Source organism: Methylomonas sp. BW4-1, from assembly GCF_052474385.1.
The window spans coordinates 1,559,827-1,584,368 of the sequence record NZ_CP184125.1; the positions used below are offsets into that span (position 1 = coordinate 1,559,827).

The following is a 24,542-nucleotide window of genomic DNA, read 5'->3' on the forward strand; positions in this document are numbered from 1 at the left end:
CACACCGCAAAGGGTTGGATAGAATGGAGGGTTATGTGTTAAGCGAGCGACACGATTTAGATAGTTCCAGCGATGATGCTCTAGTGCTTGAAAGCGCAACATCTCTGACTGATGTGTTGCAGCGACGCGCAGCATGTCACCCCCACCGAATTGCGTATACATTTTTGGAGCATGGGGCATCAGGCCAACATTCGTTGACCTACGACGAACTTAATATAAAAACTAGGCAATTAGCAGCATCGTTGCAGCAGATGGGCATGCAAGGTGAACGAGCCCTATTACTCTATCCACCGGGTCTGGATTACATCGTAGCTTTTTTTGCTTGCCTGTATGCACGAGTGATTGCCGTTCCCGCCTATCCGCCCAGCAATAATCGGCATATGCCCAGGTTGCAGGCCATTCTTGACGACAGCAATGCGAAAATCATTCTGAGTACTGGCCAAGTTGCCAACAACATTCGTAATTTTCCCGGCACCACGGGTGATTTGTTAGACAGAAATTGGCTGAAAACCGATGTCGTTAAATACCCTAATGATGCCAACTCATGGACGCCCCCTAGATTGCAAACCAAGGACTTGGCTTTTTTGCAATACACTTCCGGCTCTACCGGCGACGCAAAGGGGGTGATGATTAGCCACGGTAATTTGATGGCGAATCAACAGTTAATTAAACGCCGATTTGGCCACGACGAACGGTCAACTGTGGTTGGTTGGTTGCCGCTTTATCACGACATGGGCCTGATCGGTAATGTCATGCAACCCTTGTATTGCGGGGCTAGCGCCGTTTTGATGTCCCCGATGGCCTTTTTGGAAAAACCGCTACGCTGGTTGCAAGCCATTAGCGATTACCGTGCGCATACCAGTGGCGGTCCTAACTTTGCTTACGATTTGTGTGTCGAAAAAATCAGTCGTGATGAATTGGCTGGAATTGATCTCAATAGTTGGCAACTGGCATTCAATGGTGCCGAACCTATTAATCCGCTGACCTTGCAACGATTCAGCGACGCATTTAAGGCATGTGGATTCCAACGGCGTTCATTTTATCCCTGTTATGGCCTGGCCGAAGCAACATTACTAGCGACTGGAATCGGTAAACAATCCCTCCCAAGGATTGCGGCGTTTAATAAAACCGCCTTAGAGCAAGGTGTAGTCGATTTGATTGACGAGAACCAATTGAATGCCAGAAGCCTTGTAGGATGCGGCACTATCGATATTCATGATGGACAAGAGTTGCGTATTGTCCATCATGATGCCGGCACCTGCTGCGCGAATGATCAAATCGGAGAAATCTGGCTGAGCGGTCCCAGCGTCGCCCAGGGCTATTGGCAAAACCCCGAGATGACCGGTAAAGCTTTTGTCAAAGATTTCAAAGGCCAGTTCTGGCTACGCACGGGTGATTTGGGTTTTATTGATGATGGTGAATTGTTCGTTTCCGGGCGCCTGAAAGACCTAATCATTATTCGCGGTCGCAATTATTATCCGCACGATCTCGAGTATGCTGTCGAAGCAGCAACCGATGCTTTGAACCCTGCCTCAACAGTAACATTTTCGGTTGATGAAGGCGATGGCGAAAAGCTGATTGTGTTAGCCGAATTAAAGCGCAATCGGGTCAGACAAGGTGATTATCGAAGCGAGTTCTGGTCTATTCGTGCCCGGTTGACCGAAGAATGCGGTATACAGGCCGACCAGATTTTGTTTCTAAAACCCGGCACTATTTTAAAAACCAGCAGTGGAAAACTTCGGCGAAATGCTTGCCGTGAGCTTTTTATCCAGCAGGGGTTTGAATTTATCGCCATCGACAGCTTACAAGTGATGAGTGATATATCGCGGTCTTTAGTGAATGTTGATTCGGGGGCTAGCGAACGCCGCTTATTGCGCCAAGCTTTACTGGCGATGGATAGCGGCAACGCCGCCGATTTATTGGCGGGACATCTTGCGCTGAAAGCCTCGGCGTTATCCGGATTGGCCTCAGGTGCTGTCGAATCAAACCATACGCTATCGCAACTGGGCTTGGATTCGTTGAAAGCCGTGGAAATGAAATATTTCATTGACGAGTTGCTAGGCATCGATCTACCCATCACTTGCTTACTCGGCTGCTCAACTTTATCTGATTGCGCTGCAACTGCGCTAAGATTGGCCAAACGTGCCGCCAACGCGCCTGTTTCGCTTGCCAACGCTGACATAGATGGGGCTTTGAACTCCGAGATGTCATACAACCAACAGGCATTGTGGACACGCGCGCAAATAGCGCCCAACAATGCATCGCATCACATGTTCATTGCATTGCAAATCAGGGACGAATTAAACCGCGAAGCGCTGGGTCGCGCACTGATTGAATTGCATCAGCGACATTCGCAATTGCGTGTTGGGTTTAAGCTGGGCACCGATCAACATCCGGTTTGTCTATCTCGTGATCGACTAGAGCCATGGCTGGAACAGGTTGACTGCCGTGATCATTCACAGCAAATGAAGAATCTGCAAATTTTCTTCAACAAGCCGTTTGACCTAGAGCATGGACCGCTACTGAGATGCGGGGTATTCAGTTGTGATGATGACTATCCTGTTCTGGCATTTTGTGCGCATCATTTGATCGTCGATTTTCGTTCTCTGCAAGTATTGCTGACGGAGTTACAAACACTCTATTTAGCTCAAAGCGCCGGTCAGACATCTCTATTGCCATCCTCTACGTCGGTTTACTCGGATTATGTCGCATGGCAACGGAATTATCTGGACAGCGCTGCCGCTGAACAAGACTTGAACTATTGGCGGCAGCAGCTGGCTGGTGAGCTATCAAGGCTGGAGCTGCCAGGTGAACGTTCGTCAACCGGTGCCGAGTCATACCAAAGTGCTGCGGAAACGCTACGTATTTCGACTGAAACGTTGAATAAACTTAAGCGCTTGGCCGCAACCCATCACACCACGTTGTATACGCTGTTATTGAGTGTCTTTAAGACCCTGCTGTACCGCTATAGCGGTCAAACCGATCTAATCATCGGGAGTCCGACCTTAGGACGACCCAGACGTGAATTTGCTGATTTAGTGGGTTATTTTGTCAATCCAGTCGCATTGCGTAGCCGACCTCATGGCGAACAGCCGTTTTGTGATTACTTGGCCCATGTCAATACCATCGTGCTGGAAGCGCTCGAACATCAGCATTATCCCTATGCTTTGTTGGTGGAGAAAGTATTGCATCGCGCAGCCAACGATATAGCGCCATTTCGGACTTGGTTTGTGTTGCAGTCCGCGGATGATCCAGTGGCGGCGGCGCTGGCCTTGGGGCAATCCGGTATTGCCGGCCAGTGGGGCGATGTTGCGGTTGCAACGGTTGCCTTGCCGGAAAGATCGGAAGAGTTCGATTTGGCCTTGCTATGCGCGGAAATTGATCAGGGTTTGAAGGTCGTGTTTAGCTATCGTTGTGACGTCATGAGCCGATTGACAGTGCTGCGTATGCTGGGACATTTTCAATGTCTGCTGAACGGCATATTGGCGGAACCCACCACCCGGTTGAGTCAATTAGCGTTTTTGACTGTGCCGGAAAAACAGCAGCTGGCTGCCTGGAATACCACAACGATTTGTTACTCAGAATACCGGAGTATCGTTGATCTATTTGAAGCGGTTGTAGATCGTCAACCCCAGGCAACGGCTTTGATATTTGGCGAGCAGCGAATTTCCTATGTCGAGTTAAATCAGCGAGCCAACCGGTTGGCGCATTATCTGATCGCACAAGGTGCCGGTCCGGAGCGTCGCATCGCATTAAGCATGCCCCGTTGCTCTGCCTTATTGATCGGCATGTTGGCCATTTTGAAAGCAGGGGCAGTGTATGTACCTGTTGATCCAAACTATCCCCAAGAACGGCAGACTTATTTGTTTCAGGATGCTGGGGCTGATTGGTTATTAACTGTGATGTCCTTGGCACCGGCTTTGGATTCCGGCCACTTAGTGAAAATCTGCGTCGACGAACCGCATGAGTTCGGCGCATACAGTGCGACTAACCCATCTGTTAAGCGATTTCCGACATCCGCTGCCTACCTGATTTACACCTCCGGATCGACCGGGCACCCCAAAGGGGTGGTGGTCAGCCATGCCAATCTGTTGCATTCAACATTGGCGAGAAGCGCTTACTATCGCAAACCGCTTGATTGTTACCTGCTCTTACCGTCGTTTGCATTCGATAGCTCGGTTGCTGGCATTTTCTGGAGTTTAAGCCAGGGAGCCGCGCTGTGTTTGCCTGACGACAAGCTGCTGAAAGAACCGCTGGGTTTGGGGGCCTTGATCGAGCGTAATCAGGCCACACACCTTTTAACCCTGCCATCGTTATATCAACTCTTGCTGGAACATGTGCCCAGCGTTGCTTTGCAAAGCCTGCGTACCGCCATTGTCGCTGGTGAAGCCTGCCCAGGTGTCTTGACTGAGCTTCACCACACACGTTTACCGAGCGTCGAGTTATTCAACGAATACGGTCCGACCGAAGCCACTGTATGGTGCAGTGTTTATCGCGTTCAAGCGACCGATTGCGATGCAACGCTACCGATAGGCACCCCCATTGCCAATATGCGCATCCACATCGTCGATGCTGCTATGCAACCCGTTGCAATCGGTGTGGCTGGTGAATTACTGGTTGGCGGTGAAGGTATTAGTCGTGGGTATATCGGCCAACCCGGTTTGACCGCAGAACGCTTTGTACCGGATCCGTTCTCGCACAACGGCGCGCGTTTATACCGAACCGGCGATCGGGTGAGGTATCGCGCGGACGGAAATATCGAATTTTTAGGGCGTTTCGATCAGCAAGTCAAAATCAGAGGCTATCGCATTGAACTCGGTGAAATCGAAGCCTGCTTATTGCGTCATCCCGGCGTGAATGCCGCCGCCGTCATCGTCCGAGAAGACGCACCGGGTATGAAGCGTCTGGTCGCCTATTGGAGCGGTGATGCTTCGGTTCAGGATGAGTTGAAGTCTCTGCTTAAGGATGGATTGCCCGACTACATGCTGCCATCGACATTTGTATGGCTTGAGTCCATGCCATTGAATGCCAATGGCAAGCTGGATCGCAAAGCCCTGCCAATGCCGGAAATTCGGACCGACGATCAAGACACCTTTGTGGCGCCGCGCGACGAGGCCGAGGAAGCGGTAGCGTCTATTTGGTGTGAAGTGTTAGGTATTGATCGCTTGAGCATTCACGACGACTTTTTCGAGCTGGGAGGTCATTCACTCGCAGGCGTGCAAGTGATGGCAAAAATACAGGACATGTTTTCAATCGATCTGCCCGTCAACGTGTTGTTCGAGGCAACGACGCTAGCCAAATTCGTTGATCGCATGGCTGAGTGCCAGAGCGAGGAATGATGACGAATTGCATAGGCTTTTGGGGCGAATTAGATAGTTTCCAATGGCTTGATAACGAATTAATGAACAGGAAACGGACACTATGAACGACAAAGCGCTATACCGACTTGCCGATTCCACTGCAGTAGAAGCGCTGGTTGATTACTGGGTTGCCTGGCCGCACACTTTTTCGCCGGTACCCTACAGCTTGCATATGCTGAATTATCAGAAGAAAAATCTGACCTCGTATCTGCAAAACCCCGAAATTCATCTTAAATCCAGCGCTAATCCAAAGCTGCTGGGTGGCCCTTTTGTCAACGTGCCGATCGACAGGGTGACTGACATCGCGCAAATGTTGGAACGTATGGGCGGTGAGCATGCGGAAAGTCTACAAATGGCCGAAGATCTCATCGCTTTTCAGAATTTGCTGGATCGAGAGGCTATCGGGCAAAGTCTGGAAGTTTATTACTCTCAGCTACCTCAGTCATTACGCGGTTATGTCGAACTTCTCTATGACTATAACAACCGCCCCATTGTTCGCTGTATCGAGAGCCTGTTTTACAAAAGCCGGCATTATAAAAAGCACTTGCAGTCGTTACGACTCTTCACCCAAACCCACGACAGAGCCCGTGCGTACTATATGAGTACGCCACGTCTGCCCGATGACGATAGCGTGTCTTGGCAGATCCCGTTTGCCGAGTCGGCTGTCGACGAATTATTCAAGCTGGATAGTCAACCTCAATCCCTGGGCTATATCCGGGAGGTTCTGGGTTTGGATGCTTGCGACGAAGATAAACTGATCCGTTTATTAACCGAGCAATCGGCTCGCACTGCCGAACCCTGGCAGGGTCCAGGTGCGCGCGTCCGATACCTTGGTCACGCCGGCGTATTAATCGAAGCCGCTGGTATTGCCGTGCTGATTGATCCCTTCATTGCTGTAAAACCCAGTCAGGGTGGAATAGATCGTTATAGTTTTCAAGATTTGCCGGCACATATCGATTACGTGCTAATTACTCATGTTCATCACGACCATTATGTCTTCGAAACCCTATTACGGTTACGGCACAAAATTGGTTGCCTGGTTGTACCTAAAAGTTCGGGCATTTTTTATGCCGATATCTCGATGAAACTGTTGGCTAGGGAATTAGGTTTTCAGCAGGTGGTTGAAGTCGATCCGTTAGACAGTATTTCGTTTACCGGTGGTGAGATCGTCGCTATACCTTTCCTGGGCGAACACAATGATTTGCCGTTTGCCAAAAGCGCCTATTTAGTTCGCGCCGGGAACCGGAAATTGTTGTTTGCTGCCGATTCGAACTGCCTGGATAAGCACATGTACCAGAATCTATGTGCTGAATATGGATCTATCGACACCGTGTTTTTGGGGATGGAGTGCATTGGCGCACCGCTCTCCTGGGTTTACGGCGCTTTATTACCTAAGCTGCCGGATCACAAGCACTGTCAGGCCAGACGCTCCAACGGTAGCAATGCCGAAGGCGCATTGCAGCTGCTGGATGCCGTCGGCGCCAGCCGCGTCTACATCTACGCCATTGGTCGCGAGCCCTGGCTGCAATATTTCATGGCGCTGGAGCCGGAAGACGACGATGCCTACATTCGCGAAATCAACAAAATGTTAGCGGTTTGTCATGAGCGTGGCTTTAGCGATGCCCGGCGTTTGTATGGGCGCGACGAAATTTTTATGTAAGAGATATCCAACTGATAAGCAAAGAAAGTGCAATAAATCAATGAGGAAAAAATGATAAACAACCGTCCTAATTAGCAATGAATCCAAGACCAGATAAATGATTCCATGAAACTATTCGGCATCCTATAAAAGCTGATTTATTGCCAGCTCGTAACCAATTCCAATCATTCTCTATTAAGGAAACGATCTATGAACAAACCACAACTGATTGAAGCGACTGAGGCCGGTGACATTAAACGAGTACAAGCCTTGATTAAAAATGGCGAAGACTTGGAACAAAAAGACGACTATGGCTGGACGGCATTAAATTGGGCTGCCGGCCGCGGCTACACAGAATTAGTGAAGTTATTACTCGAAACGGGAGCCAATCCAATCAATAGCGGTCGCGATCTGAGGACACCTTATCAAATCGCCTTGGCAGCTGCGCGAGTGGAAACCGCCGCTCTACTGCAAAAGGCGGAACAGAAAGGTGGATTTGCTTTGGAAAAAACTGCAAGGCCCTTTTGCAAGGCCTATCCCGTCAACGCATTCTGTGAATTTCCAGAGTGGCAGATTGAACAATCATTGCCTGACGACGCCGTGGTCTACTTACACCAGGATTTTAGCGTTACTGCATCAATGTGGCCCAATGAGAATGTAGTGTTTGATTCAGACTCAGATGATTGGCGAGATTACTGTCGAAACCAGTTAGGGTTTCATGTACCAACAGACTTAGAACTGGCGTCTGATTATGCGTCAAGATGTCAGAAAGCCTAATTGTGGCAGCAAGTCAAAAGCCAATCTTGTTGGGAGCCAGCTCAATATAACCTTAACAGTTGTTAGGCGAGGGTTTGTCCGTCCCGAGAAAACCATAAATAACAAAGTCGGACATACTTTTGCTGCTCCATTTAACACAGCTGCTGTTGATAACCTGGATGGATATAGCTGTATGTAAGGCTATGTACCACTTCACTATGGAAAAATCATGATCAAGACTAAAGAATCGGATAAACAACAGTCAGCCAGTCACACACAACTGATAACCAGACTCAACAAAACCAATACTCCGGCTAAAAGCGCTATTTCAAAACGTAATAAGGACCAACCAGTTCCCTTGTCGTATTCGCAGGAACGCTTGTGGATCATGTCGCAATTAGAACCGGAGAATCCGATTTACAACGTTGCCGGAGCCGTGCAATTCGACGGCTTTCTGAATGTACAAGCCTTGCAACAAAGTCTGAGCGAAGTGGTCAGGCGGCACGAAGTTCTGCGCAGCTTGTTTGTCGCCGAGGGTCAGCAAGTCTTGCCTGACAGCCGGTTGCCGCTGGCGTACCTGGACTTTACATGCTTTAGCCACGATAGTTCGATGGAATTATTCCAGCAACGCGCCGACGATTTTATCCATCAACCGTTTTTACTTACCGGCCAGCTGCCGTTACGGGCGTTGCTAGCGGTGTTGAGCGAACAGCGGCATATTTTGCTGTTGGCACTACATCACATCGTTTCCGATCGCTGGTCGGTCGGTGTGTTTATGCAAGAAGTCGCCGCGCTGTACGGAGAATTCGGCCACGGCAAGCCGTCGTCCTTGCCGGAATTGCCAATCCAATACGGAGATTTTTGCGTATGGCAACACCAGCAGCAGGAAAATTGGGCCAAGCATTTGGAATATTGGCGGCAGAAACTAACCGGCGCACCGCCTCTGCTGGAGTTGCCTACGGACCGGCCACGGCCGCCGCGCTCTAGCTACCGCGGCAATATATACAGGTTTGAACTTTCCGCCGAGTTGAGTGGTGCGGTCAAGGAACTGGGTAAACAATACCATGCCACGTTGTTCATGGTCATGGCCGCCGCCTTCAATACGCTACTGTATCGCTATACAGGCAATAAGGATCTGTGTATTGGTTATCCGGTGGCTGGACGCAATAAAACTCAAACCGCGGCTTTAATCGGTTTTTTTGTAAATACGCTGGTGCTACGGTGCCAGCTGGAACCGAATATGCCGTTCTCCGAACTGCTGTTGCAACTGCGTGAGCAGGCCTTGCAGGATCAAAGCCACCAGGAAATTTCCTTTGGTCAAGTGCTGGATGCGCTAAATCCGGTTCGTAATGCCGGCCATACGCCATTGTTTCAGGTAATGCTGACAGTGCTGAATGTGCCGATGCATGATTTCCGGATGCAGGATTTGTCGGTCGTGCCGTTGGCAATGAATAACCGTATGGCCCAATTCGACCTGACTTTACTTATCAATGAACGTGACGGCAAGCTGTTCGGAAACTTCGAATACAGCACCGATTTATTCGACGCTACGACCATCGACAGAATGTCTGGACATTTGCAAATGCTGCTGGCGGGCATAGTCAGCAGCCCCGAATTACCGCTGAAACAATTACCGCTACTGACTAAAGCGGAAACCAGGCTGTTGCTTGACGAATGGAGTGGTGTGGCGCGCTCGGCGTGCTCTACGGCGGATAAACTTTTAATTCACCAGCTTTTTGAAGCGCAGGCGCAAATGACGCCGGATAAAACAGCTCTGGTTTTCGCTGGTCAAAGTATCGGTTACGGTGAACTTAACAGCCGCGCGGAATTATGGGCCGAACAATTACTGGATTTGGGAATCGGCCCGGAATGCCGGGTTGGCGTCTGTGCCGAGCGTTCCATAGAACTGATTGTCGGATTGCTGGCCGTGCTCAAGGCCAGCGCCGCTTATGTCCCATTGGATCCCAGTTATCCCGAAGAACGCTTGGAATATATGATGGACGATGCCGGTATCGACTTATTGCTGACGCAAAGCGCGTTGGCCGACAAGTTTCAGCATCGCGCGATCAAGATACTTTGCTTAGATGAAGATTCGGCTGAAGGCAAAACAACGCACACGTCGTATTGCCCCGTTTCACTGGGCAATACCGCCTATATCATTTATACCTCCGGTTCCACCGGAAAGCCTAAAGGCGTAGCGGTCAGCCATCGCAATTTGCTGAACTCGACATTGGTCAGGGCTGATTATTACCGCGAGCCGCTGGAGTGCTTTCTACTGCTGTCCTCGTTTGCATTCGACAGCTCGGTTGCTGGGATATTTTGGACCTTAAGCCAAGGTGGATGCCTGTGTCTGCCGCAACAGGAAGAGTTAACCGATGCCGCAGCCTTGACCGGACTGGTTAAGCAACACCGGGTTAGTCATCTGCTGGCCCTCCCTTCATTTTACACAGCCATTATCAATGACAGGAATCTTGCCCAATTAAAAACCCTACGAGCGGTTATCGTTGCCGGAGAGGCTTGTTCGGTCTTCATCGCCGAGGAACATCACCGCAAGCTGCCCAAGGTTTCTTTTTACAACGAATACGGCCCTACGGAAGGCACTGTTTGGAGCAGCGTTTATCGCAGCAAAAAAACTGATTCCGGGGTCACGCTGCCGATAGGCCGGGCCATTGATAATGTGTGGATTTATATTCTGGATCGGCAATGCCAACCGGTGCCGATAGGTGTTAACGGCGAATTGTGCATAGGCGGGGCCGGTTTGGCGCAAGGCTATGTGAATCAAGCTGCGCTGACTGCGGAAAAATTTATTCCCAATCCGTTCAGTTCAAATGGCGAACGGCTCTACAAAACCGGCGATCTGACGCGCTTTAGCGCCGATGGCGAAATTGAATTTCTGGGCCGCATAGACAACCAAGTCAAAATTCGCGGCTATCGGATCGAGTTGGGCGAAATCGAAGAGCGCTTACAACAGCATCCCGCCATTAAGGATGCAGCCGTTCTGGTAAGAGACGAAGCATCTGGCAGTAAAAGACTGGTTGCTTATTTGGTTGGGCAGCCATCGACCGCTGTACCTGAACCACCTGTTTTGCAGGCTTATCTTAAACAAATGCTCCCGGATTATATGCTGCCGTCGAACTATATAGGATTGGATGAATTGCCGTTAATGCCTAATGGGAAACGGGATCGATTGGCGCTGTTGACTATCAGGGAACCGGCTTTGCAATCCCAAGAATTGAAACTAGCATCAAATTCGATTGAGGCGACGCTGGCGGATATTTGGCGGGAAGTGCTGGGTCTCGAAACGGTTAGCGTAGACACGGATTTTTTTGAGCAAGGCGGTCATTCGTTGGCGGCCATTCAGGTTCTGTCCCGTATTCAATACGCTTTCAATGTAGATGTTCCGACAGAGATGTTATTTGAATCGTCGACTATCGAATTGCTGGCTGCCGATATTGCCCAGCTGCAAATTCAGCAGCAAGATAGCCGTTCTTTGGACGAGTTACTGCATGAACTCGATCAGCTTTCAGACGAAGAAGCCGGTCATTTGCTTACGATACTGTAGGAGCTGACCATGCCAGCGATATACCCGCGATGATGGTAGCCGTCGCGGGCATGGCTTTCTCCTACTTACTAAAGAACAGGATTTATTAAACATGCCCAGTCACACCGCCCGAATCGCCGATCTTTCCAAAGAAAAACAAGCGTTGCTGTTAAAACGCATCAAGGACAGATCGGCTTTAGTTAACCAGACCATCTGTAAACGAGCGAATTTCTCGCTGTGCCCGTTATCGTTTGCACAAGAAAGGCTATGGTTTTTAGCGCAAATGGAACCGGATAGCCCTTTTTACAACATAGCCGGGCTGGTGCAATTGCAAGGCAACCTGAACATATCGATATTGGAACAAGCGTTGAATGAAGTCGTTCGTCGGCATGAAGCGTTAAGAACTTCGTTTGTCACAATCGAAAACGAAGTTCGGCAAGCCGTAGAGGTAAATAGCGCAATAACCATTAACCATATCGATTTAACCGGGATGGACGAATTGCAACAGAAAAGCATCGTCAAAATCCTTGAAGTGCAGGAAGCGCATCGTGTTTTCGATCTTAAGCAGCCGCCGCTGTTAAGAACTACTTTGCTAAAACTGGACGGCGAACGTTATGTATTATTGATGACCTTGCATCATATCGTTGCTGACGAATGGTCGCTAAGGTTGCTTATCAAGGAGATTGGGACGTATTACCAGACCTTTAAAAGCGGCAATCCGTCATCCGAACCGGAGTTGATGATTCAATATGCAGATTTTGCCGACTGGCAACGTAATCGCCTCCAAGGTGAGCTATACGCCAAACAAATCGCTTATTGGCGGCAATACCTGGAGAATGCGCCTAGAGCGTTGGAGTTGCCGATCGACCGGCCCAGACCGTTGGTAATGTCATATCACGGTGCGAGCCATGAGTTCGAGTTGAATGACGAAACAACCGCCGCATTGATCCGATTAAGCCGTCAAGCCGATACGACTTTGTTTGTGGTGATGATGGCGACATTCACTATTTTGTTGTCGCGTTATTCCGGCCAGAGCACTATCTGTGTCGGTTATCCGATTGCCAATCGCAACCGTCGGGATATCGAAAGCCTGATCGGGTTTTTCGTCAATACTCTGGTGCTGAAAAGCGATTTATCCGGTAATCCGACCTTTATCGAATTGCTGAATAATGTCAGGAAAAATAGCCTGGATGCACAAAACAACCAAGATTTGCCATTCGAGCGATTAGTCGAAGAATTGAAACTGGAACGAGAGCCAAACCGGACTCCTTTGTTCCAGGCGATGCTGGTTTACCAGAATGCGCCAATGGATACGCTAAGTGTTCCGGAATTGAAGCTTAATATAGCCGATGCGGAAATGAATTCGGCCAAGTTCGATTTGACTTTGAGGATATCTAAATTAGAGAAAAATATACGTTGTACTTTTAAATATAGTACAGAATTATTCGACGAATCGACTATATATAGAATGACTAATAATCTAAAAAAGTTATTGGGAAGTGTACTAGATTTTCCGGATACTCAAATTTCTGATTTGCCTCTGCTGACAGCTGATGAAAATAGATTAATATTGGAAGACTGGAATCAAACCAGGGTTGTACTTGAAGAAAATAAATGTATTTTTCAATTGTTTGAAGAACAGGTTGAAAAAACTCCAAACGCTATCGCAGTTATTTTTGAAGACCGCTCTTTAACCTATAAAGAACTCAATATTAGGGCTAATCAGGTAGCCCATTATTTGCGTTCAAAAGGCGTAGGAGCAGAGATGCTTGTGGGTCTTTGCGTTGACCGTTCGTTGGAAATGATTATTGGGTTGTTGGGTATTTTAAAAGCGGGCGGAGCTTATGTTCCCATAGATCCATACTTTCCTTCGAAACGTTTGGAGTTGTTATTAAATGAAACTAAGGTATCTATTCTTTTAACTCAAGAAGAAATTCTTTCAAAGCTCACGGGCTGGAAAGGCGATGCTATCTGCTTGGATAATGATTCGTTACTTTATAATATAAACTGGATAGATAATTTAAACGCTAATAATTATAATGGTTGTTTGGTGTATGTTATTTTTACTTCTGGATCGACCGGTAAACCTAAAGGGGTGTCAATAACTAATCACGGTTTAGTAAATTACGTTTTCTCAATGATAAGAAAACTTGCTGTAAAACCAGGGTTACGTTTTGCGATTGTTTCGACCATAAGCGCTGATTTAGGCAATACTTCAATATTTATTTCATTATTATCAGGGGGGTGTCTTAACATCTTAAGCTATGAAAATGTAATGGATAGTAGTAAGTTTTATCAGTCCCTATCAGATACAAAGATTGATATTATTAAAATGGTTCCATCTCATTTAAATGCTTTGCTATATGGATCGAATAAAATAAATATGCCGATTGGCGATTGCCTTGTTGTGGGTGGTGAAACTATGTCCGTAGGGCTGTCTGAAAAGATTATCAATGGTATTGGATGCTGTAAACTAATAAATCATTATGGTCCAACTGAAGCCACAATCGGTTCGTTGACGCTTGATGTAAAGGAATATATTGATAATCATACTAGAATCCATTCAATACCTATTGGCAGACCTATTGACAATGTGTATGTATACGTTCTAGATAAACAGTCATTACCTGTTCCAATAGGAGTTATAGGGGAACTTTATATCGGTGGTTTTGGATTGGCGCGTGGTTATATAAATAGGCCCGATTTAACAGCCGATAAGTTTGTTCCTAATCCATTCAGAGGTGATGGTAGTCGTTTATATAGAACGGGTGACTGGGTTCGTTATCGACCTGATGGGAATATAGAGTTCTTGGGTCGATTTGATGATCAATTAAAAATCCGTGGATTCAGAATCGAATTAGAAGAAATAAGAATGCAACTGTTAAAGTATCATAAGGTTGTAGATTCCGTAGTAGTGGCAAAAGAAGATATGACTGGAGATAGGCGGCTTGTAGGTTATATAGTTACTAAAGAAAAAGATGATTTTAATATTGCTGATTTGATGGATTTTATGAGAACCGAGTTGCCTGACTATATGTGTCCGAGTTTGTATATTTTTCTTGAAAAACTGCCATTAACAGCAAATGGAAAGCTTGATCGGGAAGCTTTACCAGCCCCCGATTTTTGTAATCATTCCAAAATACGATACATTGCGCCTTTGTCAGAAACCGAAAAGGTTTTGGTAAGAATATTTGAGGAAGTTCTGAAAGTTAATAAGATAAGTGTGGAAGATAGCTTTTTTGACTTAGGAGGGCATTCTTTATTAGCGACTCAGTTGATGTCAAAGATATGTAATTATTTTAATATAAGTTTGCCGCTAAAAACCATATTTGAAGCTAAGTCGGTCAGAAAAATAGCTCAGGAAATTGACTTGGCCGTATGGATTCTGGATAACAATAATAAACCAGGGACAGTTAATAATGTTGAGTACAAGGAAATTAAACTATGAGTGTCGCTGACTTTCTCAAGAAACTGAAAGATTTGGATATTTATATTTATGTAGACGATGGGGATTTAAAATGCAAAGCACCTGAAAGTGTATTAAATTCAGAGATAATAGATCAACTTCGCTATAGAAAGAATGAATTAGTTGAATTATTAGCTAAAGAGAGAAAGGTTGACAATTCACATCTAGCACCGGTCAGCCGGACAGATTTAATTCCGCTATCTTACGCTCAGCAACGATTATGGTTTCTGAATCAATTAGAGCCGGATAGTTCGTTTTATAATATACCAATAATGTTGAGATTGGTGGGTAATTTAAATACCATTGCCTTGGAACAAAGCTTTAATGAAATAATTCGTCGACATGAAATATTGCGAACTAGTTTTGTGACAGAAAATGAGCAAGTACATCAGCTAATTTCAGACAAATCTACGTTTTCTGTTGCCTATGTTAATTTTGACGAATTACCAAGTATTACACGTCAACAAGCAATGGATAATTTGATTGTTAAGGAAAAATTGAGGGTTTTTGATTTAACAGAAGCGCCTTTGGCACGGGCTACAATAATAAATCTATCTCAGGATTCAAGTAAAAGAGAAGCTATTTTGCTTATTGTGTTACATCATATTATTTCTGATGGATGGTCTTCCGGAATCTTAATTCGCGAATTCATTGCACTTTATAGGACATTCAGCCAGGGGGGCGTTTCCTCTTTACCGGAATTACCTATTCAATATGCGGATTTTGCTTGTTGGCAACAGAAATGGTTGGCAGGAAACAATCTGAAAAATCAAATTGATTATTGGCGTAAAGAGTTAGAAGGCGCTTCAAACGTTATTGAACTACCTACGGATCGACCTAGACCTGCAGTAATGCGATATTGTGGTGGAAGCTTTTGTTTTTCAATACCTCTATTATTGGTCAGAAAGATCCAGATATTATGCAGGACATATGACGTTACTTTATACGTTTATTTAATGACTGTATTTAACCTATTATTATTCCGTCACAGTCATCAAACAGATTTATGTGTTGGATCACCCGTGGCTAACCGGAATCGAATGGAAATTGAAAGTTTGATAGGTTTTTTTGTAAACACCCTTGTTATTCGTTCAGATTTGTCAAACAATCCTCGATTCAGCGCCTTGCTTGCCCAAATTAAACATACCGTACTCAATGCTCAAAGCTATCAAGATTTACCTTTTGATAAATTGATCGAGGTTTTGAATCCTCAACGAAATACAAGTTACAATTTACTTTTTCAGGTAATGTTTGTTTTACAAAACAAAGCGCAGTATCTTTTAAAACTACCGGATTTAAATATAAGTTCTGTAGAAAATGAAAGTGCTACTTCAAAATTTGATTTGACATTAAATATTGAAGAAGATGAATCAGGAGTGTTAAATGGAACTTTTGAATATAATATAGACTTATATGATTCAACTACTATTGTTCGATTTGCAGAACACTATCTGACCTTATTGCAAGGCATTGTTGATACTCCCGAAAGTCGCTTATCCGAATTGCCCCTACTTACGCAGAGGGAAAATCAACAAATCCTGATTGACTGGAATGCAACTGAAGTTGATTATCCTGCAAACCGATGTATCCATCACCTTTTCGAAGCCCAGGCGGAAAAATTGCCGAATGCGGTTGCTGTGGTGTTCGAAGGGCAATCATTAACCTATGCCGAACTAAATAGCAAAGCCAACCAATTAGCTCATTATCTGGGCGCGCATGGCGTTGGGCCGGATGCGCTGGTAAGCATTTGTCTTGAGCGTTCGCTAGAGATGGTGATTGGTTTGTTGGGCATACTCAAAGCCGGAGGAACTTATGTGCCGCTTGACCCCGGCTATCCGCAAGAACGATTGGATTTCATGCTGCGCGATGTTGGCGCGGCGGTCGTGCTGACCCAAACAGCCTGCCGGAAGAAACTCACGGCCTCTATGGCGGCTGTGCTGTGTTTGGATGGTGATTGGGACAGGATCGCGCAAGTTAAGGATGACAACCCCGGCATCCAACTCATGCCTGAAAACCTGGCTTATTGCATCTACACTTCCGGTTCCACCGGACAACCTAAAGCTGCCTGCATACCGCATCAAGGCATCCTCAACCGGCTGCAATGGATGCAGCAACAATATCGGCTGAATGGCCGTGACCGCGTATTGCAAAAGACTCCGTACAGCTTTGATGTGTCGGTCTGGGAATTTTTCTGGCCGCTAATGACGGGAGCGCAATTAGTTGTCGCCAAGCCTGACGAACACAAGGACAGCGGAGCATTGGTCGATACTCTCATCAGAGAGCAAATCACCACGATCCATTTCGTGCCGTCGATGCTGAAAGCCTTTATCGATACTCCTGGCGTGGAATCCTGCACGTCGTTAAAACGCGTTATTTGCAGCGGTGAAGCTTTACCGGCGGATTTGGTGGCACGCTTCCAGAAAAAATTGCAGACCGAATTGCATAACCTTTACGGCCCCACCGAAGCTTCGGTAGATGTCAGTTATTGGGCCTGTTTGCCGGACTGCCCTGAGACCGAGATTCCGATTGGCCGCCCGATAGCCAACATTAGGCTTTATATTCTGGATCGGCAGCTTAATCCGGTGCCGCTCGGAACCCCGGGCGAGTTGCATATCGGCGGTATCGGTTTGGGGCGCGGTTATCTCAACCGTCCCGAACTCACAGCGGAAAAATTTATCCCCAGTCCGTTCGGACCGGGGGGTGACCGGCTTTACAAAACCGGCGATTTGGCGCGTTACAGGATTGATGGCAATATCGATTATCTAGGACGTATCGACTATCAGGTCAAAATCAGGGGATTCAGGATCGAGTTAGGCGAGATCGAGGCCAGGCTGCTGAAACACACTAACATCAAAGAAGCCGCTGTCCTTGCCCGTGAAGACACGCCGGGCGACAAGCGGCTGGCGGCTTATCTGGTTGTTGTCAACAAGGCGGCGGTCGATGCCGAACAGCTAAAACGTCACCTTAAGGAAACTTTGCCGGACTATATGCTTCCCAGCGCTTTTGTCTTGCTGGATAGTATGCCGCTCAGCGCCAATGGCAAGCTGGATCGTAAGCGTTTACGGCAGCCGGACAACAACCTGACGAATGCTAAACAGTATGTCGCGCCGCGTAGCGCAACCGAGGAAATCTTGTCCGGAATCTGGGCGGATGTGCTGGGTGTCGAAAATGTCGGCGCCGAGGATAACTTTTTTGAATTGGGCGGGCATTCCCTGTTGGCGACCCAATTGGTATCCCGGATTTGCATGAGATTCAAGATCGAGTTGCAGTTAAAGGCTCTGTTTGATACGACCAGCCTCGTCCAACTGGCCGCTAAAGTCGACCTGCTGGTTTGGGCCAAAGATCAGCGAAAAGCTGCAGGAAGCGGCGCCGAAATCGAGTTTGAGGACATTGAGCTATGATGTTGGAGCAGTTGCTCGCGACACTACGCGATTTGCATGTGCATCTTTATGTCGAACAAGGCAACTTAAAATGCAAAGCGCCGAAACATGCACTGAGCGAAGACATTAAATCCCAGCTCAAATCCAAGAAAGCGGAGTTAATCGAAGCGCTTTCCCAAGCCGGGCAAGAATCCGTATCGATAATGCCCGGCCGCCGCATGGAACCGCTACCGCTATCTTACGCCCAGCAGCGCTTATGGTTTTTGGACCGGTTGGAGCCGGACAGTTCTCTGTATAACATGCCGTATGCGTTCAGTTTGACCGGGTCTTTGAATGAAGCGGCGTTGGCGCAAAGTTTTAATGAGATCGTGCGGCGGCATGAAAATTTGCGCACCGTTTTCGTTACTGACATTGTACCGGCACAAGCTGTTTCACCGGAATGCGCGCTTTCTGTCGCCGATGTCGATTTAAAGGGTTTGCCTGAACCGCTCTGCCGGACTGTAGCGGCGGATCTGTCCCGGCAGGAGGCGGCAAAGCCTTTTTGTCTGGAGTCCGGGCCTTTGTTTCGGATAACGCTGCTCGCCTTGTCCTGCACTGGCGGGAGACAGGAAAAAATATTGTTGGTTACTTTGCACCATATCGTTTTCGACGGTTGGTCGGCGGCGATATTGATGCGCGAATTCGTAACGCTTTATCAATCATTTAGCCGCGGTGAATACTCGCCGTTAGCGGCGTTGCAGGTTCAATACGCCGATTTTGCCTGTTGGCAGCGACGAAAGCTTTACGGAAATGTGTTGCAGGAACATATCGATTATTGGCGAAATACATTGGATGGCGCGCCCGGCTTGCTGGAGTTGCCGACCGACCGGCCAAGGCCTGCGGTGATGAGTCATTGCGGAGCCTCGCATCGCTTTGAAGTTCCGGAGGCTCTGGCGGAGCAAGTCCATCAACTAAGCCGCCGATACGGTGCGACTTTATTCATGCTGTTACTGACGGCGTTCAAAATCCTGCTATTCCGCTATTGCCGTCAACAGGATATTTGCGTCGGCGTACCGATTGCCAATCGCAATCGCTTGGAAATAGAAGGTTTGATCGGTTTCTTCGTCAATACTTTGATAGTGCGTTCCGATCTGTCAGGCAATCCGCAATTCGATGAGTTGTTGGTTCAAGTCAGAAATACTGTTTTAGATGCTCAAAATCATCAGGATTTGCCGTTCGAACAGTTGGTTGAAGCACTGCATCCCGAACGTAATTTGAGTTACAGCCCTTTGTTCCAGGTTATGTTCGTTTTGCAAAATCAAACGGGGCAGATACTGAAATTGCCGGATTTGGCAATCGATGCTATCGACGATGAAAACAAGGTGTCTAAATTCGATTTAACTTTACATATCCGCGAAGACACCGGGGCACTTTGCGCCAGTCTGGAATACAACACCAACCTATTCGACCCGGCTACGATAGCGCGGCTGGCACAGCAGTATGTGATGTTGCTGCAAGGTGTTGCCGATGCTCCGCAAAGCCGTCTTTACCAATTGCCGCTGCTGACTTTGGCGGAACGCAAGCAAATCCTGTTCGATTGGAATACCACGCAAGCCGCTTATCCGGCGGATAGCTGCCTTCACCAGCTGTTTGAAATGCAAGCCCAAAAAGCGCCGCGCGCAGATGCGCTGGCATTCGCAGGATTGACTTTAAGCTATGCAGGACTCAACGGCAAAGCCAATCAAGTGGCTCATTATTTGCGCTCCATAGGCGTCGGGCCCGATGTGGCAGTGGGCCTTTGCGTCGATCGCTCGCCGGAAATGGCGGTCGGCATGTTGGGCATCATCAAGGCCGGCGGGGCTTATGTACCTATCGATCCACAGTATCCGGAACAGCGAATCGCCTACATGCTTAACGATGCCCGGATTGACGTGCTGCTGACCCGGCAAGCGCTGGCGGAGGCATTGCCGCACAACGCGAAATACAAGATTTGCTTGGATAGCGATTGGCGAACGATTGGGCAATGGCCGGACGTTAATCCGGCGCTATGCAATCATCCGCTCGATCTTGCTTATATCATTTATACCTCAGGTACCACGGGTTTGCCCAAAGGTGTGATGGTCTCGCATCGCAATGCCGTGCATTCGACAACAGCGCGCTTTGACAGCTATCGGGTGCCGGTGGACGCCTATTTATTGTTATCGTCGTTTGCGTTCGACAGTTCGGTGGCTGGGTTGTTTTGGACGCTGGGACAGGGCGGTTGCCTGTGCTTGCCGACGGATGACGCCGCCAAAGATCCGGCGGCGCTGGCCGACATCATCGCCAAGCGGCGGGTATCGCATCTGTTGGCGCTGCCGTCTTTTTACGCGTTGCTACTGAAACAAGAGCGAACTAAGCTGCAAACTTTGAAAACAGCTATCGTTGCCGGAGAGACGTGTTCAACCGAGGTCGTCAAGCGACACTATGCGATATTGCCGGACGTACCTCTATACAATGAATACGGCCCTACCGAAGGTTCGGTGTGGAGCAGCGTTTATTTGGCTGATCGGGACGATTTGGACAGGCCGTTATCGATAGGCGGACCTATCGATAACGTACGGCTTTATATCCTGGACCGCAGCGGCAACCCGGTTCCGGTCGGTGTGCCGGGCGAACTGTATATTGGCGGCGAAGGCACGGTGCGCGGCTATTGGCGGCGCCCCGAACTGACAGCGGAAAAGTTCATCCCCGATCCTTTCCGTAACGACGGAGGCAGGCTGTATAAAACCGGAGACTTGGCGCGTTACCGCCCGGACGGCAATATCGAATTTTCGGGCCGTATCGACGACCAAGTGAAAATACGCGGCTTCAGGATTGAGTTGGGAGAAATCGAGGCAAGGCTTTTAGAGCATCCCGATGTCGATGAGGCTGTCGTTTTGGTCAGAGAAAACTTGCCCGGCAATAAGTTGTTGATCGCTTATGTTGTCGGTGGCGATCAGCTTACGGCGGAGACGCTGCAGGAGAGCCTTAGAGCCTCATTGCCGGGCTATATGTTACCGGGAGCCGTAATATTTTTGGCGCGGATGCCGTTGACCGCAAACGGCAAAATCGACCGCAAGGCGTTGCCGGCGCCCGATATGGCAAATGTTGTAAGCCGCCGCTACGTGGAACCTGAGACCCGGACCGAAAAAGCCTTAGCGGCGATTTGGTGCGGAATACTCGGTATTGGGCGAGCCGGAAGATATGACGATTTTTTCAGGCTGGGTGGGCACTCTTTGCTGGCGGCGCAGTTACCGGTTGCAGTGCGAAAACAATTCAATATTCAATTGCCGCTGAAAAGCTTTTTCGAGATGACGACTGTCGCAGCGCAAGCGCGGTTAATCGATACTGGTGAAAGCGAAGCCGCCAAAGTCGATTTTGAAGCCGAAGCAGAACTCGATCCTACCATTATTCCGTTACCGTTAGTACCTATCAATGTAGCGGCAGCTCAAACGCTGTTTTTGACCGGCGCAACCGGTTTTTTGGGTGCGTTTTTGCTGGCTGAGTTACTTCAGCAAACGGATGCCAAAATCTATTGCTTGGTCAGGGCGGTTGATGAGCAACAAGCTTTAGCCCGATTGCAACGCCAAATCGTCCATTACGAACTGCAAGACGGTATCGATTGGCGTCGGATCGTTGCTGTGTGCGGGGACTTGGCTGAGCCTCGATTTGGCCTATCCGAACTGCGGTACAAAGAAATTGCCGAGGAGGCCGAAGTCATTTATCACAACGGCGCACTGGTTAACTTTATTCAACCTTATCATGCGTTAAAACCGGCCAATGTTTTGGGTACCGAAGCTGCGTTGCGTCTTGCTTGTTATCGTAAAGCCAAAGCGCTTCATTATGTTTCGACCTTATCGGTGTTTAACGAAGTATCCACCAATCCGAAAGGGCATCGGGAATGCGATGAACCGATGCTCTGTACAGCTTTAGCCAATGGCTATGCCCAGAGTAAATGGGTTGCGGAAAAATTTCTTCGATTAGCCGCGGGGAGGGGCTTTCAGGTGACGGTATACCGGCCTGCTACCGTTGCCGGCGACAACCGTACCGGTAATTGGAATACTGAGGATTTTCTGTGCCGGGTGATCAAGGCTTGCATACAAATGGGCTGCGCGCCTGCTGAACGCGTCCGCATGGATATGGCCCCAGTCGATTATATAAGCCGGTCTATTGTTGCGTTATCATTACAGCCTGATTCTGCCGGTGCGTATTTTCATTTAAATCATCCTAGCCCACCTTATTCCGATGAATTAATCAACAGTTTTAACCGATTAGGTTATCGCCTGGATCGTATGCCTTATCAAGACTGGGTGAAAAAAGTCCTTGAGATTGCCGAAGCGGGCAAGATAACGGACTTTGCTTTGTCGCCGTTGCTGTCGCTGTTTTCCGATCAAAGTCGGGGTGATGGTACGGAATCATTGGAAGAAAACAGTGTTCGTTACGATTGCCACGAGACACAAAGTTTCTTGTCGAAGATAGGAATCGAGTGTGTCTTGTTGGACAGCGAGTTATTGACACGCTATCAAGCTTATTTTAAACGGAGCGGCTTTATTTCTGAGCCGGAGCATTACCACAAGAAATGACTTTTCAGGTGGGTTGGATAAGTTTGTTTGTGTGCGGTCTGTAAGCATTGGATTTAAAGTGGAGCCCTGCAGCTGCTTTGACCGGTGGCGACAGGTCGCTATAAACTGTAATGGTCAACAAAAACCGGACACCTATTTTGGCAGCGTTGCTATAAAATTCCCTCTCGAATTCGAGAAGGGACTGATAGTCAAATGTTGAGTGTGACCGGCGGCCACGACAAAAAACTAAATAGTCGTCCCTGAAAAAACCGAAGTTTTTCAGGAGAGACGCCCTCATGCGAACGATAAAAATTGCTCGGATGAAAATGCGCCCCAAAGCCGAGCAGCGGTTGCCAAAAATGAGGCAAAAAAAGCCTCAACCGCCTGAGGATCATACGGATGTTGTGGCCCACCACAGAGGATGGCATGCAACGCATCGCCCACTTCGCCTTCCAGGTAGTTGCGCCCCAATAACCCATCGTTCTTCAGGTGACCAATGATCGGTTCGATGGCGTTGCGACGTTTGAGTGCGCGTTTGAGACGTCGTGTATCCACGCCGCGTTTTTGCCGGGCTTTGTAAATCGTGACCCCGGGCACCTTGACACCCCGATACCCCAAGTCCACAAACGCTTCTTAGGCGCGGGTACCGCTCAGTATTTCTGCTTGTTCCAGACAGGATTCCAGGGTGTGTCCATCATAGGGATTACCGGGAAAGCTACGAGCGCCCGGTACGAAATTGCTTTTATTGGTCACCGTGATGCCTACTTTGACGCCGAATTCATATTTCTTGTGGACTTTGCCTTTGGCAATACATTCCACTTCCGTCGCGTGAAAACTGTAGAGTTTGTTTTTATCCTGCGGTTGTTGATTCAAAATCCGTTGGGTTTTCGCCAGCGTCTCTTTAAACGCACCTTTGACGAAATCGGATTGATTGTCCAATTGACGCTCGATGTCTCGATATACTCGGACCACCAGGGTTTTCAATTGTTTGAGCATTTTACGTTTCCGTTTCCGTTTCATTTGCTTGGCATGACTGTAGCGGTTTGCCATTAGTAGCAAATACGGGGCCTTGCGATTATAGTTCTGCCTTAGCGGTATCTCATGCTGCTCGGCCAAGCGCACCAGGTGTTGGCGGCAACGCTCATACAATTTACCATCGGTCGGATAGGTGACGGCTTTTTCTTGCACCGTGCTATCCACTGTCACCGATTCAAAATCCTGTTTCTTCACGGTCTTGCTGTCTACGCCCGCCTGGATCGTCACCGATAACATCCATTCACAGCCTGCTTCGCCGATCCGTTTCCGCCAATACGTCAGCGAGGTGGGGTGCCAAGGCATCTGGTGTTGGAAATACGCTTCGCCGCAAAAGTATTGCCAGTACGGATTTTCCAGACATTGCGCCACGACCGCTTCGTCGGAACGTGCAAGCGCATGTTTGAGGTAATCGAGCCCGACAACCAGTCGCGTAGGCAAGGCGGGCGCCTCTTGATTCTCCGTGATAAACTCACCAAAGGCATCGTCCAGGACCTTACAATCGATCAGATTGGCCAGTTGGTAAAGTGTATTTAACAGGTCGGCCAATGGCGTGTTGAATAGATCAATTTGACCGCTGTTTTCTAGATATTTTGGCTTCATTTTGAATAAAAATTTGCAAGAAATTAATAACTATTTTACCCATTTCTTGCAATTATTACCCGACTTGTTATTTTAATATTTGTTGTAATTCAATGGGTTGCTAGTTTATTTGAGGCTTTTCAGGGGCGACTAAATAATCGATCACGCTCAGTTTTGCCGCGATTTGGGTTTTGAATTTTTCGTAGTTGAGTTGCTCATGCTTCAAA

General features: G+C 48.0%; 7 protein-coding genes and 1 pseudogene. 7 read left to right on the forward strand and 1 reads right to left on the reverse strand.

Annotated elements, in window-relative coordinates; translation table 11 throughout:
- Positions 1–23 precede the first annotated feature (23 nt).
- The 7 genes from ACH5Y9_RS07250 to ACH5Y9_RS07280 all read left to right on the forward strand — a co-directional run bounded on the left by ACH5Y9_RS07250 (position 24) and on the right by ACH5Y9_RS07280 (position 22,722).
- A complete protein-coding gene (locus ACH5Y9_RS07250) occupies positions 24–5,339 on the forward strand; it encodes an amino acid adenylation domain-containing protein (protein ID WP_445369097.1) in 5,316 nt (1,771 codons plus the stop codon).
- 82 nt (positions 5,340–5,421) lie between these two features.
- Positions 5,422–7,020, forward strand: a complete 1,599-nt coding sequence (locus tag ACH5Y9_RS07255; RefSeq protein WP_445369098.1) for an MBL fold metallo-hydrolase — start codon at positions 5,422–5,424, stop codon at positions 7,018–7,020.
- A gap of 189 nt (positions 7,021–7,209) precedes the next feature.
- Complete coding sequence (locus tag ACH5Y9_RS07260) at positions 7,210–7,776, forward strand: ankyrin repeat domain-containing protein (RefSeq protein ID WP_445369099.1); 567 nt, start codon at positions 7,210–7,212, stop codon at positions 7,774–7,776.
- Positions 7,777–7,984: 208 nt separating this feature from the next.
- Positions 7,985–11,317, forward strand: coding sequence for a non-ribosomal peptide synthetase (locus ACH5Y9_RS07265; RefSeq protein ID WP_445369100.1), 3,333 nt, complete (start codon positions 7,985–7,987; stop codon positions 11,315–11,317).
- A gap of 91 nt (positions 11,318–11,408) precedes the next feature.
- Positions 11,409–14,744 (forward strand): non-ribosomal peptide synthetase, encoded by a 3,336-nt coding sequence (locus tag ACH5Y9_RS07270; protein ID WP_445369101.1) that lies wholly within the window; start codon positions 11,409–11,411, stop codon positions 14,742–14,744.
- Entirely contained in the window at positions 14,741–18,163 is a 3,423-nt protein-coding gene (locus tag ACH5Y9_RS07275; RefSeq protein WP_445369102.1) for an amino acid adenylation domain-containing protein, read from the forward strand. The genes ACH5Y9_RS07270 and ACH5Y9_RS07275 overlap by 4 nt, the downstream gene beginning before the upstream one ends.
- Positions 18,160–22,722 (forward strand): amino acid adenylation domain-containing protein, encoded by a 4,563-nt coding sequence (locus ACH5Y9_RS07280; protein WP_445369103.1) that lies wholly within the window; start codon positions 18,160–18,162, stop codon positions 22,720–22,722. Before ACH5Y9_RS07275 ends, ACH5Y9_RS07280 begins: the two co-directional genes overlap by 4 nt.
- A gap of 320 nt (positions 22,723–23,042) precedes the next feature.
- Here ACH5Y9_RS07280 and ACH5Y9_RS07285 read toward each other — a convergent pair.
- Positions 23,043–24,336, reverse strand: a pseudogene (locus ACH5Y9_RS07285) (IS5 family transposase); the annotation flags it as partial.
- Positions 24,337–24,542: the final 206 nt, after the last annotated feature.